This window comes from Nocardioides sp. NPDC127503 (genome assembly GCF_040302165.1).
Lineage (GTDB): Bacteria > Actinomycetota > Actinomycetes > Propionibacteriales > Nocardioidaceae > Nocardioides.
In genome coordinates, this window is the sequence record NZ_JBEORH010000008.1 from 309,381 (window position 1) to 326,031 (window position 16,651).

Consider the following 16,651-nt stretch of genomic DNA (forward strand, 5'->3'; position numbering starts at 1 on the left):
GGTGAACCTATCCCGCTGCTCCAACGTCCGCACACGAGGCCGGTTCCGGGCTGCGTCTGGCCTTGAACCGGTCGAGCACCGCAGGCTGTCCGAGGAGTACGCCACCGAGCACCAGCGCCATCCCGAGCCCGCTGATCGGGGTGAGGTGTTCGCCCGCGAAGGCGAGGCCGATCAGGATCCCGGCTACCGGGTTGAGCAGGCCGATCAGCGACACCGCGGCGGCGGGCAGCCGCCGGGCGCCACGGAACCAGACCGCGTAGGCGATCACCGTGCCGGCGATGCCGATGTAGGCGTAGCCGCCGATCGCCGGCAGGTCGAGAGCGGGCGGCGGGCCTTCGACGAGGAGGGCGACTGGAGCGAGGATGAGGCCGCCGAGGACGAGCTGCCAGGCGGTGAAGGTGAGCAGTCCGACCGGCGGCTGCCAGACCTTGACGAGGATGAAGCCGGTGGAGAAGACGGCGACCGAGGCGAAGGCGGCCAGGACGCCGATCAGGTCGAGGCTCGCGCCGCCGCGAAGCACCAGCAGGGCCACGCCGATCGCGCCGACGACGCCGGCCGCGAGCGATCCGGCCCGTGGTCGCTCGCCGGCGAAGGCCCAGGCCAGCAGCATCACCACGATCGGCGAGACCGCGGTCAGGGTCGCGGCGAGGCCGCCCGGGAGCCGGTAGGCGGCGACGAAGACGAGGGCGAAGAACGCCCCGAAGTTGAGCAGTCCGAGCGCTGCTGTACGCCACCACCAGGAGCCGTGGAGCAGGCCCGGCCGGAGCGCCAGGAGCAGCAGGCCGAAGGGCAGCGCCCGGACCACGGCACCGAACAGCGGCCGGTCGGGCGGCAGGAACGTCGCGGTGACGAAGTAGCCCGACCCCCATGCCACCGGGGCGATCGCGGTCAGCGCGAGGGTCACGAATCTACTTTCCATGGAAAGTATAATAGTTTCCGCGTGAGATATATTCCAGGTCATGGCAGACCACGTCTCGACCGTGATGGCGCAATGGGAGCGCGAGCGCCCCGACCTCGACGTCACTCCGCAGGCCGTCATCGCCCGGCTGCACCGTCTCGCGCTGCGTCTCACCGACGAGCTGGTCAGCATCTACGCCGAGCATGGACTGGGCGAGGGCGAGTTCGACGTGCTGGCGACGCTGCGACGGCAAGGCGCTCCGTACGCCCTGACTCCGAAGGAGCTCGGCGAGCAGACGATGGTCTCCTCGGGGGCGGTCACCAAGCGGGTCGACCGCTGCCTGGCCCAGGGCTGGGTCAGCCGGGACCGTCGTGACGAGGACGGTCGCGGTCGCCGGATCGCGCTGACCGACCGCGGTCGCGAGCTGATCGACGCGGCCTTCACCGACCACATCGCCAACGAGCACCGCCTGCTCGCCGTCTTCACCGCGGCCGAGCGGCGGTCGCTTGCCCGGCTGCTCGAGAAGTGGGCCGAGCAGACGGGGGCTTGAGGTTGACCCAGGGGGAAGCACCAATCTGCTTCCACCGGTGACCTTCACCGGGGAGGATGGTGAACATGAGCGAGCGTCAGCGAGCGATCACAAGTCTCAGGCGACCGCTCTCGTATGCTGGCGCTTGCGCCACGGGAGCGGTCGCATGAGCGGGCTGGAAGGGCTTGTGAACATCGGCGACTTCGCCCGGGAGACCGGGCTGACGCCGAAGGCACTGAGGTTGTACGACGACCTCGGTCTGCTGCTTCCTGCCGAGGTGGACGCGGTCTCCGGCTATCGCCGCTACGGGCCTGACCAGGTGGAACGCGCACGCCTGGTGGCCTCATTGCGTCTGGTCGGGATGCCGCTGGCCCGGATCCGGGAGGTCATCGACATGCCCGCCGCACTCGCGGCGGTCGAGGTCGAGACCTACTGGCGCCAGGTCGAGGCCGACACCGCCACGCGCCGCAAGATGGTCTCCGTCCTCGTCCACCGATTGAGGAGCGAGGCACGTCAGATGACTACGTCAACCGAAACTTTGCACGCCGAGTTCGGCGTCAGCTACGAGACCGGTCGCCGGTCCAGCCAGCAGGATGCCGTCCTGGTAACCCCCGAGCTCATCGCCGTCGCCGACGGCACGGGTGAGCGCGACGATCTTGCCGGGGCGGCCCTGACGGCGTACGCCGGTGGCGGGCTGCGGGCGGCCATCCAGGAGGTGTTCGCGGAGGTGCCGAAGTCGGGCACCACCCTGACCGCCGTCGACCTGCACGGCTCGACCGCGCGGATCACCCACATCGGCGACGCGAGGGTCTACCTGGTCCGAGACGGAGACGTACGCCAGGTCACCCACGACCACACGGTCGTCGCTGCGATGGTCGAGGCCGGCCAGCTGACCGCTGACGAGGCTCGCGCCCACGAGCACCGGGCGCTGCTCAACCGCGCCCTCGTGCCCGGCGTCGTCGCCGACGAGATGTCCGTCGAGCTGTTGCCCGGCGACCGGCTGGTGCTGACCACCGACGGCGTCCACTCCTACGTGGACGACCTGGGTGCGCTGATCACCGCCGAGGCCGGCCCGCAGTCGGTCGCCGACGCGGTCGCCGCTGCTGTCGTCGCCGCCGGGGAGCCGGACAACCACACGATCGTGGTCGTCGATCTGTCCTGACTTCTCAGGGTTTTCCTGCACTTCTCTGGCAATGCAACACCTGAGAAGTGCAGGGATACCCGGTTAACCGGGTATCCCAACGCGCGCCGCTCAGGGCCGCCGCTGCCACCAGCGCCGCTTCGGCGCAGTGGGCTCCTCGCCCAGCTCGGCGGCAGCGGCGGCGAACGAGTCGCGCAGGGAGGGGTAGACGAGCTCGATCTCGGGGTGCTCGGCGAGCGTCTGGGCGATCCGGCGGGTGAGCCGCTTGCCGACGGTGGCGATGTGCCGTACGACTGCGTCGACCTCGTCGTCGGTGAGCTGTTGCGGGTGGAAGGGCTTCTGCGGCTTCTCGCGCAACAGCTCCCGCATGGGCTCGAGGGAGTCGATGTCGTACCTCAGTGCGAGCGCGCGCAGCTCGTCGTCGGCGACCTTCCGGAGCCGCTCGTGATCGGCCGGAGGCATGAGGGTGTAGGTCGTCGGCCCGAGGGGGCAGGACTGGAGGTGGATGTCGAGGCGCTCCTGCAGCTGCGGCCCGAGCGGGAGGACGTTGAGGGCGCGCTTGATCTCGAGCGCGTGCAGCGAGTAGGAGAGGTTGACCCGCCTCAAGGACAGGTCGCCGAGCTCGGCGGTGTCGATCCCGGCGGTGTCGAGCAGGTCGGTGAGCAGGCTGTCGCCGACGAAGAGCTCGGGAAGGTAGGGCCGCAGGACGAGCCGGGAGCGCACCGCCTCGGAGCCGAGCGCGTTGTAGAGGTGCTCGTGACCCAGCCATCCGCCGTACGCATCAGGTGCCGCCGCGAACGGTTCGAGATGACCGATCCGCTTGACCCGCTGGTTGTAGTCGGACTCAAGGAAGGCGAGGGGGTCGCGGACGTACAGGACGAACCGGGTCTGTGGCGGCAGCAGCTCGGCGATCCCGGGCAGCTCGGGGAGGAACGCCTCGGAGGAGAGCAGCAGCGTGTGGCAGCCGCTGGCCTCGAACTCCTCGAGCGTCCTGGCGACCTCGCGGGGCGAGGCCACGAAGAGATGGCCCGAGCGTTCCATGAGCGACCCGGCATTGCCGGCGCTGATGCCGTTCTGGTCGACGGTGTGCTGCGGGTAGAAGATGCCGGCCTTCGCGAGCGTCTCCGTATGGGTGCTGAAGAACGCCTGGACCGCGGAGGTGCCCGTCTTGGGGAGGCCGGCGTGGACGACGATGGACTTCACAGGGACCGATCAGGTAGGCGTCAGAGTGCCCTCCGCGATCGACTGGCCGGTGACCGAGCACAGGTGAGGTCGGGGATGGAGCCGAGGGCGACCTACACCGTATCGACTCACGTCCCCGTGGCAAGCCCCCGGCGTCAGCCGAGGTATCCCAGACTGCGGATCCGTCCGATCTCGTCACGGAGCTCGTCGTGGGCGGCGTTGTCCGCAGCCCGACCGCCGGCCACGTAGTGACTCTCCTCAGCCGCGGTGCCGTCGTAGACGACCGTGAACCGGTGTCCGACACCCGCGTTGATGAGCCCGCCGAGGAGTGCGACCGGGTCGGAGCGGTCCTCCAGCGACAGCACCCGCGTGGTCTCCGGAACCCGCGGCGCTGCCGCGCCAGGAGCACCCACGGTGACCACCTGGTCCACGACGTACGCAGCCCCGGCTGTCGCCGCGAGCGCGGCCGCGGCGGTTCCCCCGGCCGCGGCACCGACGAGCATCACGTGCGAGCCGGCCTCGACAGCCTCCTCGATGGTCCGTGACGCGGTGACGATGTAGTCGGAGAGGTCACCGGAGACGAGCCGCAGACGCCGGCTGCCGGCGTACGGGCCCGGCAGATAGGCGATGTAGCGACCGGGCGCCGTCTTCTGGACCGCGACACCGGTCTCGGTGGCCTCGAGGGTGCGGATCAGCTCCTCGATGGTGGCCGGGGTGGCGGCGGTGACGTCGCCGGCCGGGGTGTCCTCCTCGGTGGAGGCCAAGGCCCCGCCGACGTCACGCAGTGCGTGCCCGGCGTCGGTCGCGAACGTGTCGATGCCAGCGGCACGAAGCGCGCCCGCGATGGCCGCCCCAGCGTCGTCACCGCGCGGGAAGTCGGCGGTGAGCAGCGAGCGCAGCTCGAGCGACTCGAGCAGCCCGCCGCCGGTGGCGATGTGGTCCATCAGCTCGGGATGACCCTGGGCGAGCTCGCCGAGGTAGGCGGTGACGCCCTCACGGTCGAGCGCGTCGGTCTCGATCAGGCCGGCGGAGAGCAGCGACCCGCCGAGCTCGACCTCGGGTGCGAGGTAGTCGAGCGCGTTGGCCGCGATGGCGCCCAGCGTGCTGCGGGCAGCGGCCTGGAGCTCATCGATCCAGCGGTAGGTCTGCACCGTCGCCCGGACCGAGAGCGCGTCGGCCTCGAGTGCCTGGCCGAGCCCGAGGACGCCACTCTTCTCAGAGGTCGCGGCCCGGATCTCCTCCTCGGCCGGCTCCCAGGTCTTCGCCGAGAGCTCGGCGGAGGAGGTGACGTCGTCGTCGGCCAGGATCTCAGCGCCGAGCTCGGCCCACTCGCGCAACTGCGCGCCGGCGTCGCCGATGGAGCCGGCCAGGCCGAGGATCTGCTCGTACTTGTCCTCCGGGCCCGCAGGCGGCGGCACCGAGTCGGGGGCGCCACCCGGGATCGGTCCCAGGCGGTTGATCGGATCGTTGGACGTAGAAGAGCTCATCGGGCCACCTCCGCGAGAACAGGGGCAAGGTCTGCGGCGAGCTCGGAGGGCTCCACGCTGGTGATCAGCAGTGTCAGCTCTCCATCGAGCGACACCGTACGCATCGAACGCCAGCCGTCGTTGACCAGCGTCCAGGAGACCGTGCCGATCAGCGGGTTCTCCGGGTCGGCGGTGGTCGCGACGATGGCACGCAGCCGGCCGTGGGCCTCGGTGGACAGCGCCTCGAGGGCCCTCGAGACCACCACGTCGCCCTCGGTCAGCACCGGCACCAGGTCGCCGCGTCCGGTGCGCAGCGCCTCGAAGACGGCGTCGGCGGTCGCGAACGGGACCTCCAGCTGCTCGGGCACCGTCGAGGTCAGCCGGGCGGTGTCACCCGGCAGCGTCGCGGTGCGGCCGAGCTCGGCCGCCCAGGCCGCGGAGGGATACCAGGAGAGCTCGAAGACGAGCCCGTCCACGGTGGCGAGCGAGGCGGCTGCCTCACCCTTCTGGCGATGCCAGGCGCGGCCGCGGAGGCCGTCGACGACGACATCGAGATCGATGACCACCTCGGGGGTCGCCAGGAGCCCCAGCGCGCCGGCGATCCCGGTGTCGAGGGTCCCGTCGGTGTCGAGGAGGTCGCGGCGCTGCAGCGAGGTGCTGCCCTCACCGAAGCCGGCGACGGCGCGGGCCAGGGCCTCGGCCTCGGCTGCCGAGCGGGTCCGCCCCAACCGGGCGTCGAGCCCCTCGTCGCGGTGCGTCGCGACCTCGAACGGGAGCGGAGCCCCGATGGTCTCGCAGGCGTGGGTGAGCTCGGGGAGGGTCAGGCCGACCCGCCGGGGCACCCCTGCCCATGGCTCGGTCGGCGCCGCCGGAGCGGGGCCCAGGTCGATCGTGGTCATCGGAAGGTGACCTCCAGCCAGTCCTTGTGGCCCGGCTCAGGGGCCTCGAATCCATCAAGCTTGCCGTCGGTGGTCAGCACCTCAGCGCGCGCCTCGGCCTCGGCGATCTGCTCCTTGAACAGGTCGACCTGCTTGAGGTGCTTGGCCAGAGCGTCGGCCGCACGATCATGCTTCTCGGCCGAGCTCCGCAGCGCAGTGGCCCGCTCCTTCATTCGCCCACGGAGGGACTCGGCAGCCCGGCCGTGCCACGGCACGGCCTCGGACTGCACCACCAGCTTGTCGGCACTCGCGCGGATGTCGTCCGCCTGCTCTCGCAGACGGCTCACCCGACGGCGGATCACGTCGCTGTCGCCGTACATATCCCTCCTTGGACAGGTCTCTGTGATGGTCCTACCCGCTGGAGCGATTTCTAAACGTAAAATCCCGAACTTTCTCAAACCCCGTCCGCCGAGACGTCAGTTCTTGGCGCCGAGACGTCGATTTTTGACGTCGAAATGGCCCACTCGACGTCAAAAATCGACCCTTCGCGCTCAGAAACTGACGCCTCGGCTGCGTAGGTCAGGTCAGGATCGTGGACAGGCGGTTCAGCCCCTGCTCGATCTCGGTCGACGACCCAGCGAAGGAAAGACGTACGAAGCGGTGTCCGTCGACCGGGTCGAAGTCGATCCCGGGAGCCATCGCGACGCCCGTACGGTCGAGGATCTGGTGGCACCAGGCCATGGTGTCGTCGGTCCAGCGACTGACGTCGGCGTAGACGTAGAAGGCGCCGTCGGCCGGCGCCATCTCGGTGACGCCGAGGGAGCGGAGGCCGTCGAGGAGGACCCCGCGGTTGGTCGAATAACGGGTCACGTGGCTGTCGAGCTCGGCGTACGCGTCCGGGGTGAACGCCGCGACCGCGGCATGCTGGGCGAGCGTCGGCGGACAGATGGTGAAGTTGCCGACCAGCACGTCGATCGCACGTCGCAGATGGGCGGGCGCGAGCAGCCAGCCGATGCGCCACCCGGTCATCGAGAAGTACTTGGAGAACGAGCCGAACACGACGGCGTCGCGCGAGGTCTCCCAGGCGCTGCGGCCACGGCTGCCGTCCCCGCCGTAGGTCAGCCCGTGGTAGATCTCGTCGGAGATCAGCTGGATCCCGGCCTCCTCGCAGTAGCGAGCCAGCGCGGCCAGCTCCTCGGGCAGCAGCATCGTGCCGGTCGGGTTGGCAGGGCTGGCCACCACGAGCCCCTTCAGACCGACACGCTCGTGGAGCTCCCGCACCTGTTCCACGGTCGGCTGGAACCGCTCGGCCGCACCGGTCGGGATCTCCACGACCTCGCACCCGAGGGCCGCGAGCACATTGCGGTAGCAGGGATAGGACGGCCGGGCCATCGCCACCCGGTCGCCGGTGTCGAACGCCGCCAGGAACGTCGCCAGGAAGCCACCGCTGGCGCCCGTGGTCACGACGACGTCGTCGGGGGAGACGTCGATCCCGTGCCACGCCCGATGATGCCCCGCGATCGCCTGACGCAGCTCCAGGATCCCGGTCGCCGGCGTATAGCCCAGCGGGTCACCGCTCTGCAGCAGCCGCACCGCCTCGGCGCTGACCGCCTGCGGCGCCCCCGTGGACGGCTGCCCCGAGGTGAGCGAGATGAGATCGCCGTACGTCCGCTGCCGCTGCGCCGCCCGCTCGAGCATGTCCATCACGTGAAAAGGAGGCACGTTCGCGCGTTGGGCGACAGTCAGGCGGTCCATAGGGGCAAACATTAGGATGCAGGTCCATAGGTCGGAGGGGGGCCCGGCGTACATGAGTTTCGACGTCCATCAGTTCGACCTGTTCGTGCTGATCGGCTCCCTGGTCACGCTCCTGGCGATCCTCGCGGTGCGGATGTCGACGAAGGCCGGGCTGCCGTCGCTGCTGATCTACCTGCTGATGGGCGTCCTGCTCGGTGAGTCGGTGCTCGGGATCCGGTTCGACGACGCCCAGCTCGCGCACGCGGTCGGCTTCGGGGCGCTGGCGCTGATCCTGGCCGAAGGTGGTCTGACGACGTCGTGGAAGGACGTACGTCCAGCCTTCGGTCTCGGGCTGATGCTGGCGACGGTCGGGGTGGTGGTCTCGATCGGGATCGTCGCGGTGGGTGCTCACTACCTGCTCGGACTCTCCTGGCAGCTGGCGTTCCTGCTGGGGGCGGTGACCTCGCCGACCGACGCGGCTGCGGTGTTCTCGGTGCTGCGGGTGGTGCCGTTGCCCAAGCGGCTGACCGGTGTCCTCGAGTCGGAGTCGGGGCTCAACGACGCTCCGACCGTGGTGATCGTGACGCTGATCGCGAGTGGTGCGATCGCTGAGCACCATCCGGTGGTCGTGGCCGGGATCGTGGTCGGCGAGCTGTTGCTGGGCATCGTGGTCGGCCTGCTCGTCGGGTTCGGTGGGGCATGGCTGATGCGGAGGGCCGCGCTGCCCTCCGCCGGTCTCTATCCGCTGGCGGTGATGACGCTGGCCTTCCTGGCCTACGGCGGAGCGGCATGGCTGCACGGGTCCGGGTTCGCGGCGATCTACGTGGCCGCACTCGTGCTCGGCAACTCCGAGCTGCCCCACCGCGGCGCCACCAAGTCCTTCGCGGAGGGCGTCGCCTGGCTGGCCCAGATCGGGCTCTTCGTGATGCTCGGGTTGCTCCTCTCCCCGGGGCGTATCGACCTCCAGACGATCGGCCTCGCCCTTGCCGCCGGCCTGATCCTGACCTTCATCGCCCGGCCCGCATCCGTGCTGGTCAGCACGGTGGTCTCCCGGATGACATGGCGGGAGACCGTTTTCGTCTCCTGGGCAGGGTTGCGTGGCGCGGTGCCGGTCGTACTCACCACCATCCCCTTGGCCGCGGGCGTCGAGGGCGCCGAGGAGCTCTTCGACCTGGTCTTCGTGATGGTCGTCGTCTACACGCTGCTGACCGGCCCGACGCTGCCGTGGGTCGCCCGGGTGCTCGACGTCGCCCGCCCCAACGACCCGCGCTCGCTCGACCTCGACGTCGCGCCGCTGGAGCAGATCGCGGCAGACCTGATCCAGCTCCGGATCCCACCCGAGTCGCGCCTGCACGGCGTCGAGGTCAGCGAGCTCCGGCTGCCCACGGGATCGTCGGTGTCGCTGCTGATTCGCGACGGGCGGACCCTGGTTCCGGAGGAGACCACGGTCCTCCGCGCTCGCGACGTCGTCCTGGTCGTCGTACCCCGCCACCAGCGTGAGCTCGCGGAGCGGCGCCTCGAGATGGTCAGCCGAAAGGGACGGCTGGCCGGCTGGCTGCGCTGATGGGTTGGGTTGGAGTACCCGGTTAACCGGTGAAACCTGCACTTCTCAGGTGTTGCAATGCCAGAGAAGTGCAGGAATACCCGGTTAACCGGGTATTCCTACCTCGCAGATCCGCGGGCGCGGCTACTCGACCGGAGGGCTGCAGATCGTGGCGTCCGTCTTGGCGGTGACGGTCTTTTCTCCGCCGGTGACCTCGGGGAAGTTCTCGCCGGTGACGACCACGATGCCCGGGATGTCGGACTTCTTCTCGACGATCTTCGCGTCGCCGAGCCAGCTCGCGACGAGCGCAGCGGAGGGAGCGTTCTTGTCGGGCGTCCAGACCTCGACGGTCTTCAGCTTGGTGCCGCTGGGCGCGTTGCCGGTGGACCCCTTGACGAAGCCCGCGTCGACGAGGTCGGTCATCGCCCGGGTGGCGAGCCCGGCGCGCGTGCTCGCGTTCAGCACGGTCACGACCACCTGCGACGGGTAGACCTCGGAGCCCTTCTTGACCGGCGCGTCCACGCACGGCCCGACCTCGACCTTCTGCGGGAAGGGTGCGGTCATCGCCTTCCATCCCCAGGCACCGGCCAGAGCGACCGCTGCCGCGAGGACGGCGAGGATGATGAACGTACGAAGTCCCGTGAGGGCCGAATCGAGCATGAAGCCGAGCCTAACCGCTCGGCACGCCCTAACCGAGGCTGTGCACGCGGGCGTGCAGCACGTTGCGCTGCTGGAGCGCCGCGCGGAGCGCCCGGTGGAGCCCGTCCTCGAGGTAGAGCTCGCCGTTCCACTCCACGACATGGGCGAAGAGGTCGCCGAAGAACGTCGAGTCCTCGTTGAGCAGAGCCACCAGCTGAAGGGTGTCCTTCGTCGTCACCAGCTCGTCGAGACGGACCGTTCGAGGAGGCAGCGCGGCCCACCCCTTGGTCGTCAGACCATGGTCAGGGTAGGGGCGAGAATCGCCGACACGCTTGAAGATCACCCTCGTGACTGTATCGTCCCCTGACCAAATCCCAACATAGAGTCCTGGTCATGACGGATGCTGCTGCTCTCTCAGAAGCGGTCGGGCCCGGCTACCAATTCGAGGGTTCCGCCCTCGAGCTCGGGGGCCTGATGGCGGACGCTGAGACGTTGTTGGAGACGCCGATTCGCATTCCTTTGGGGATGTTGAACCGGCATGGGCTGGTCGCTGGCGCGACCGGCACGGGCAAGACGAAGACCCTGCAGCTGCTGGCCGAGCAGCTCTCCGCAGCGGGGGTCCCGGTGTTCGCAGCCGACATCAAGGGCGACCTCTCCGGTCTGTCCGCGCCGGGCGAGTCGAGCGAGAAGCTGACCGCACGGGCGGCCTCCGTCGGACAGGCCTGGCAGGCGCGCGGGTTCCCGGTCGAGTTCTTCGCGCTCGGTGGCGAGGGCACCGGCATCCCGGTCCGGGTCACGGTCGACGCCTTCGGTCCGACGCTGCTGTCCAAGGTCTTGGATCTCAACGAGACCCAGGAGTCATCGCTCGGCCTCGTCTTCCACTACGCCGAGAAGGCCGGCCTGAAGCTGGTCGGGCTCGACGACCTGCGGGCGGTGCTGCAGTGGCTGGTCTCCGACGAGGGCAAGGCCGATCTCAAGGGCCTGGGCGGGCTCTCGTCCGCGACGACAGGGGTGATCCTGCGTACGCTCATCGCCTTCGCTGACCAGGGCGCCGACGAGTTCTTCGGTGAGCCGGCCTTCGCCGTCACGGATTTCGTACGCAACGACGGGGACGCTGGGATCATCTCGCTGCTCGAGCTGCCCAACCTCCAGGACCGGCCGGCGATCTTCTCGACCTTCCTGATGTGGTTGCTCGCCGAGCTCTTCCGGGCACTGCCCGAGGTCGGTGACGTCGACAAGCCCAAGCTGGTCTTCTTCTTCGACGAGGCGCACCTGCTCTTCAACGACGCCTCCGACGCGTTCCTCGACCAGATCACCAACACGGTCCGGCTGATCCGCTCCAAGGGCGTCGGGGTCTTCTTCGTCACCCAGAAGCCGACCGATGTCCCCGACGATGTGCTCGGCCAGCTCGGCTCGCGCATCCAGCACCAGCTGCGGGTCGCCACGCCGAACGACGCCAAGGCCCTGAAGGCCAGCGTCAACACCTACCCGACCTCCTCCTACGACGACCTCGGCGCTGTCATCCAGACCCTCGGGATCGGCGAGGCGATCGTGACCGTCATGAACGAGCGCGGCGCGCCGACGCCGGTCGCCTGGACGCGGCTGCGGGCCCCCGAGTCGCTGATGGGCCCGGCGGAGGCCGCCGCGATGGAAGCTGCCGTGGCGGCGTCGACGCTGGCGGCGAAGTACACAGCGGCCGTCGAGGTCGAGTCCGCCGTCGACCAACTCAAGGCGAAGACGGACGCTGCGGAGGCCGCCCGCACGGCCGAGGCGGAGGAGAAGGCGGCCAAGAAGGCCGCCCCGAAGAAGTCCTCGGGATCGAGGTCCCGGTCGCGTGACGACGACGACTCGATGATCGAGACGGTGGTGAAGTCGACCGCCTTCAAGCAGGCCGCGCGCACGGCCGCCAGGGAGCTCGTCCGAGGAATCTTCAAGCGCCGCTGAGCCCGGTGGCCTTCTGATTGGCTCGGGCATGGGCAGAATCCTTATCGTCTGCTCATGCCCGACCTTCTCCTCCGGAACGTACGCATCGTTCCGCTCTCACCCCGGGCGAACGCGCCCGCCGGGGTGGTTGACGTTCTCGTCGCCGACGGTGTCGTGTCGACGGTCGGAGAAGGCCTGTCCCGACCGGCGGGAGTCGAGGCGTACGACGCCGGTGGCCGCTGGCTCGTGCCGGGTCTGTGGGACGCCCATACCCACCTCGGCCAGTGGACGCTGCGGGCCAGCAGGCTGGACCTGCACGGCACCCGTTCGCCTGCCGAGGCGCTGGCGCGGGTGGCCGCAGCTGCACGGGAGATCGAGCCCGGTGAGGCGATCGTCGGGATGGGCCACTCGGCCGGCACCTGGGACCGCTGGGGCACCGTCTCCGAGCTCGACTCGGTCACCGGCGGCATCCCCGCGATCCTGGTCAACCACGACTTCCACCATGCCTGGCTGAACACCGCCGCGCTCGACGCCGTGGACCTGCCGCGCCGCGAGGACATGGTGCAGGAGACCGAGTGGTACGAGACGTATCCGCGGGTCGCGGAGCTCTTCGAGTCCAACGGGAGCACGCCGGCGGCCTACCGCCGGATGCTGACCCGGACCGCCGCGCTCGGGGTGGTCGGGGTGACCGACTTCGAGGTCGGCATCCGGTTCGACGACTGGCGGTCGCGATGGGCGGCCGGCTGCGACCTGGTCCGCGTCCGGGTCGCGACCTATGCCGACCAGCTCGACGAGGCGATCGCCGAGGGGCTGCGTACGGGGGACCGGCTGCTCCCGGGCGAGGACCGGCTGACGATGGGACCGCTGAAGATCATCAGCGACGGCTCGCTGGGCACGCGGACGGCTTGGTGCTGCGACCCGTACGCCGACGACCTGGACAGCTGTGGAGCGCCGAACCAGGCACCTGACGAACTGCACGGGCTCCTGGGGAAGGCACACGCGGCCGGCCTCCAGGTGGCCACGCACGCGATCGGTGACCGGGCGGTGTCGGAGGCACTGGCGGCGTACGCGATGACGGGTGCGCGCGGCAGCATCGAGCACGCCCAGCTCGTACGTCGCGAGGATCTGCCGCTGATGGCTCGACTCGGGATCACCGCATCCGTGCAGCCGGCGCACATCCTCGACGACCGCGAGATGACCGAGGACGTCTGGCCGGGACGGGAGGACCGCTGCTTCGCGACCCGCTGGATGCTCGACGAGGGCGTGCGGGTGGCGCTCGGGTCGGATGCTCCGGTCGCGCCGCTCGACCCGTGGCTGGCCATCGCGGCCGCCGTCGGTCGCTCGCGTGACGGCAAGGAGCCGTGGCATCCGGAGCAGGCGCTCACCGCCCAGGAGGCGTTGGCGGCGTCGGTCGACGGTCAGCCCACGGTCGCTCCCGGGTCTCGCGGCGACCTGGCCGTGCTCGACATCGATCCGCTCCGGGCCTCGGTCGGCGATCTAGCCGCGATCGCCCATGGCGGGGTCGTGCTGACCACGGTCGGCGGCCGGATCGTCCACCGCAGCTCCTAGCCGCAGATCCTGAAGACAAGCGAAGGCCCGGCCGTCATCGGCCGGGCCTTGCGCAACGGGATCGGTGATCCCCCCATTTAGCTGCTGGTCATGCAGACCAGCGCACCGAGTCGTCGACGAAGTCGGCGAACACGTGAACACCGCGCAGGTCCTGGCGCTCGTCCATGAGCTTCGTCAGGGCACTGGCGTGACGGAACTTGAGGCTGTGCTGCTTCGCGGCAATGTTGGCCTCAGGCTGGGTGGCGGTGAGTGTTTCCATCGAGGTCCCCCCTACAACGGATAGATGGTGTGCATCGTGGTTTGTCCTGCGCATCAAGCATCCCGCCCGCAAGTCGCAAGCAGGTTGTTTGAACGTTACAAGCCGGTTTCGGTAAAAGAAATGGCTGGCGATGCCTGTCGCGGTATCTGCCGAGCGATAGGGCCGAATCTCGCTAGACAAAGGCGATGGAGCCTCAGTCAGCGGCGGATCTGAGCGTGTCGACGGCCTGGCGGGCCTGCTCGAGGAGCCGCAGCGCGGCGCTCGCGTCGGGAAGGTTCGGCTCCGGGGACCAGATCTGGTCGGCATCGCTGATCGGGTCGGCTCCGTCGACGATCGGGTCGAGGTCGGTCACCAGCGCGCCCTTCGACGGGTCGCCGGCGAGCGCTGAGCGGATCGCCTCGCCGTCGATCGGGACCGCCGAGGCGATCAGCGTGGCGTTGCCGAACCTCGCTCCCGCGAGCGCTGACCCCTGCACGATCATCGCGACATGCCCGAAGACCGTACGCAACGTAGCGAGCTCACGACGGGTGAAGAGCAGCTCGGGGCCGGCGACGGAGTTCAGCACCAGCCGACCCTCCTCGCGCATCGCGTCGCGTGCCGCGGTCATGCACTCCAGCGAGGTGAACGCTGGCGGGATCCGGTTGCCGGCGAAGATGTCGATGACGATGGCGTCGTACTCCGAGCCAGGGTGAGCCTCGAGCCACGAGCGCGCCTCGGCGGTCTCCATGGTGATCCCGGAAGGAAGCGGGAAGCGTGACCTGATGAGCTCGACCAGCGCGGGCTCCAGCTCCACCACCGTCTGCGTGGCCGCGGGCCACCGGTGGGCGACCGCACGGGGAAGGGCGAGCAGCGCCCCGCCCAGGTGAGCGACGCCGCGGGGCGCCTGATCCCCGAGCGCAGCCAGCATCCACCGGATCGAGGCGAGCTTCGGCGGCTGCGCCGGGTCCTCCCCGAGGTGGGACTGCGCGACGCCGTCGATCTGGATGGCCCAGCCGTCATCCTTGCGTACGAGATCGGCGGTGCTGCCGTCCGAGAAGACGATGCACTCGAGGCTCCCTGATGGCCCGGAGGGTGTTGACATACGTCGATCCTGCCAGACACCATCGCGCCCGAGCCGGGACATTCCGGTAGCCTTCTGGCGTTGTTGATCAGCGCCGAAAATACTCGGACATCGGGCGTGAGGGAGTTCTTGCGGTGGAGATATGGGAGGTCGCCGAAAATGACGACCGGATCGAGGGTCTCACCGCCGACGGAAAGCCGGACCCGGCCTACGCCGCCTCGCTCGGGCTGAAGGACGCGCCGCTGGGCCGCCGTGCCGTCGCGGCCGCCGTCGACATCGTCTGCTACCTGCTTCTGCAGGTGCCCTATCTCGTCTTCACGCTCCCGCTGCTGCTGAAGCTGGTCCAGGGCAAGTTCGGCTTCGCCCGGTTCCTGAGCCACCCCGACTTCATGCTCGCGGCGATCGCGGGCGGCGCGACCGTACTGCTGAGCCTGATCTACGTCATCGTCCAGATCGTCTTCCACGGCCGCCGCGGGGTCACGCTGGGCAAGTCCCTCGCCGGGATCCGCTCGATCAACGTCAAGACGCTCGAGCGACCGGGCGTCGGCCGCGCCTTCCTTCGCGCTCTGGTGCTCTGGGGCTCCGGGATCATCCCGATCGCTCCGATCGTCTTCCTCGCCTCGCCGCTGTTCGACAAGGAGCAGCGGAGCCGCGGCTGGCACGACAAGGTCGCCGAGTTCTGGATGGTCGACGTCCGCGAGGGGCTGGACCCGTACGACGAGAAGCGGATGCGCATCGCCCGGAAGACGGTCGCGGCCGCGCCCGTCGCGCAGCGGAAGTCGCTGCCCTCGCTCACCACCCCCAACGATCACGACACCGGCAGCTACCGTCCCTCGGGGCGGGTCAGCGCCGGTGTGCTCGGCGTCTCCCGTCCGAAGGCGAGGAACGATGAGCCCGGTGCTTCCGCGGGCGGCTCGCTCGCGACACCGCCGTCGGGACCGGTGGCACCGAAGCCGGTGACCCCGTCGATCCCGCCCTCGCGCGCGGTGACCCCCAACCAGGGTCAGACGGTTCCCCCGCCGCCTCCCACCCCGACGCCCACGCCTTACCCGACGCCGCAGCCCACGCCGCACCCGGCGGCGCCCGCCCCGACCCCGACCCCGACGCCGGCTCCGACCCCGGCTCCCACGCCGCTGCCCACGTCCGGCGGCCAGCAGCCTCCGGCGCAGCCGCGCGAGCGGGGCATCATGCTCAAGGTCGACTCCGGTGAGCGGATCCCGGTGGCCGGCTTGGTGCTGGTCGGTCGTGACCCGGCTCTGACGGAGAACACGCTGGGGGCGCGTACCGTCTCGATCATCGACGTGTCGGTCTCGAAGACCCACCTGTCCCTGCGCCCCAGCGGCGATGGCGTAGAGGTCACTGACCGAGGCTCGACCAACGGCACCGTGGTGATCCACGAGGGTGCCACCCGACGGCTCAACGCCTGGGAGCCGGTGCTGGCGCCGGTCGGCGCAATGATCCGGTTCGGCGACCGCTCGGCCCTGGTGCGTCGCGGGTGACCGCCGCGCCGGCCGCCGCACGATCTCGATGCATTGACTTTTGGCACGTTGACGAGGGGAACGAAGGATGAAGGTCAAGCTCACACTGCACCGGCCCGGGGTCGCGCCGGCGGATGTGATCGTCACGGCTGACTCCACGGCCACCGCGGGAGACGTCGCTCGGCACATCGCCGACGCGGACCCGGCGCGCTCCGTGATCGCCGGGGAGCAGGACATCTTGACCTTGGCCGTCGCCCCGCCGACCGCCGACCGGATGGAGCCGCTCGAACCCGACGTACCCATCGGTGACGCGCCGATCGGGTCGGGCTTCGCGGCCGCGGTCGTCAACATG

The 16,651-nt window shown here is 69.7% G+C and carries 17 protein-coding genes; 7 read left to right on the top strand and 10 right to left on the bottom strand.

Annotation, left to right across the window (positions count from 1 at the left end; genetic code table 11):
• Nucleotides 1–7: 7 nt before the first annotated feature.
• A complete protein-coding gene (locus tag ABTW65_RS19620) occupies nt 8–919 on the bottom strand; it encodes an EamA family transporter (protein ID WP_350663131.1) in 912 nt (303 codons plus the stop codon).
• Between the two features lie 40 nt (nt 920–959).
• Here ABTW65_RS19620 and ABTW65_RS19625 point away from each other — a divergent pair, with 40 nt between their 5' ends.
• Together ABTW65_RS19625 and ABTW65_RS19630 are read left to right on the top strand one after the other, a co-directional pair.
• Nucleotides 960–1,448: a MarR family winged helix-turn-helix transcriptional regulator gene (locus tag ABTW65_RS19625; RefSeq protein WP_350663133.1), complete on the top strand. Its 489-nt coding sequence runs from the start codon at nt 960–962 to the stop codon at nt 1,446–1,448.
• A gap of 145 nt (nt 1,449–1,593) precedes the next feature.
• Nucleotides 1,594–2,589 carry a MerR family transcriptional regulator gene (locus tag ABTW65_RS19630; RefSeq protein ID WP_350663135.1) on the top strand — a complete coding sequence of 332 codons (996 nt, stop codon included), beginning with the start codon at nt 1,594–1,596 and terminating at the stop codon, nt 2,587–2,589.
• 90 nt (nt 2,590–2,679) lie between these two features.
• Here ABTW65_RS19630 and ABTW65_RS19635 read toward each other — a convergent pair whose 3' ends face one another.
• From ABTW65_RS19635 to ABTW65_RS19655, 5 genes are all read right to left on the bottom strand, one after another.
• Nucleotides 2,680–3,771, bottom strand: coding sequence for a hypothetical protein (locus ABTW65_RS19635; RefSeq protein ID WP_350663138.1), 1,092 nt, complete (start codon nt 3,769–3,771; stop codon nt 2,680–2,682).
• 134 nt (nt 3,772–3,905) lie between these two features.
• Nucleotides 3,906–5,237 (bottom strand): hypothetical protein, encoded by a 1,332-nt coding sequence (locus ABTW65_RS19640; protein ID WP_350663140.1) that lies wholly within the window; start codon nt 5,235–5,237, stop codon nt 3,906–3,908.
• Nucleotides 5,234–6,115 (bottom strand): hypothetical protein, encoded by an 882-nt coding sequence (locus ABTW65_RS19645; protein WP_350663142.1) that lies wholly within the window; start codon nt 6,113–6,115, stop codon nt 5,234–5,236. The genes ABTW65_RS19640 and ABTW65_RS19645 overlap by 4 nt, the downstream gene beginning before the upstream one ends.
• Nucleotides 6,112–6,474, bottom strand: coding sequence for a hypothetical protein (locus ABTW65_RS19650; protein ID WP_350663144.1), 363 nt, complete (start codon nt 6,472–6,474; stop codon nt 6,112–6,114). Before ABTW65_RS19650 ends, ABTW65_RS19645 begins: the two co-directional genes overlap by 4 nt.
• A 199-nt stretch (nt 6,475–6,673) precedes the next feature.
• Nucleotides 6,674–7,849: a pyridoxal phosphate-dependent aminotransferase gene (locus ABTW65_RS19655; RefSeq protein ID WP_350663146.1), complete on the bottom strand. Its 1,176-nt coding sequence runs from the start codon at nt 7,847–7,849 to the stop codon at nt 6,674–6,676.
• A gap of 52 nt (nt 7,850–7,901) precedes the next feature.
• Between ABTW65_RS19655 and ABTW65_RS19660 the strand changes: the two genes are divergently transcribed.
• Entirely contained in the window at nt 7,902–9,392 is a 1,491-nt protein-coding gene (locus ABTW65_RS19660; protein ID WP_350663148.1) for a potassium/proton antiporter, read from the top strand.
• A gap of 123 nt (nt 9,393–9,515) precedes the next feature.
• Here ABTW65_RS19660 and ABTW65_RS19665 read toward each other — a convergent pair whose 3' ends face one another.
• Complete coding sequence (locus ABTW65_RS19665) at nt 9,516–10,031, bottom strand: LytR C-terminal domain-containing protein (RefSeq protein WP_350663150.1); 516 nt, start codon at nt 10,029–10,031, stop codon at nt 9,516–9,518.
• Between the two features lie 28 nt (nt 10,032–10,059).
• Nucleotides 10,060–10,353 (bottom strand): type II toxin-antitoxin system VapB family antitoxin, encoded by a 294-nt coding sequence (locus ABTW65_RS19670; RefSeq protein WP_045551249.1) that lies wholly within the window; start codon nt 10,351–10,353, stop codon nt 10,060–10,062.
• 50 nt (nt 10,354–10,403) lie between these two features.
• On the opposite strand from ABTW65_RS19670, the gene ABTW65_RS19675 reads away from it, so the two are divergent.
• Entirely contained in the window at nt 10,404–11,954 is a 1,551-nt protein-coding gene (locus ABTW65_RS19675) for a helicase HerA-like domain-containing protein (protein WP_350663152.1), read from the top strand.
• Between the two features lie 54 nt (nt 11,955–12,008).
• Nucleotides 12,009–13,502: an amidohydrolase gene (locus ABTW65_RS19680; RefSeq protein ID WP_350663154.1), complete on the top strand. Its 1,494-nt coding sequence runs from the start codon at nt 12,009–12,011 to the stop codon at nt 13,500–13,502.
• An 88-nt stretch (nt 13,503–13,590) separates the two neighbouring features.
• Here the strand turns inward: ABTW65_RS19680 and ABTW65_RS19685 are convergent, their stop codons facing one another.
• Together ABTW65_RS19685 and ABTW65_RS19690 are read right to left on the bottom strand one after the other, a co-directional pair.
• Nucleotides 13,591–13,761: a hypothetical protein gene (locus ABTW65_RS19685; RefSeq protein ID WP_350663156.1), complete on the bottom strand. Its 171-nt coding sequence runs from the start codon at nt 13,759–13,761 to the stop codon at nt 13,591–13,593.
• Nucleotides 13,762–13,954: 193 nt separating this feature from the next.
• Complete coding sequence (locus tag ABTW65_RS19690; protein ID WP_350663159.1) at nt 13,955–14,842, bottom strand: spermidine synthase; 888 nt, start codon at nt 14,840–14,842, stop codon at nt 13,955–13,957.
• Between the two features lie 113 nt (nt 14,843–14,955).
• On the opposite strand from ABTW65_RS19690, the gene ABTW65_RS19695 reads away from it, so the two are divergent.
• Both ABTW65_RS19695 and ABTW65_RS19700 read left to right on the top strand, forming a co-directional pair.
• Entirely contained in the window at nt 14,956–16,320 is a 1,365-nt protein-coding gene (locus tag ABTW65_RS19695; protein ID WP_350663161.1) for an RDD family protein, read from the top strand.
• A gap of 67 nt (nt 16,321–16,387) precedes the next feature.
• The coding region (locus ABTW65_RS19700) for a hypothetical protein (protein ID WP_350663163.1) at nt 16,388–16,651 on the top strand (264 nt) is incomplete at its 3' end.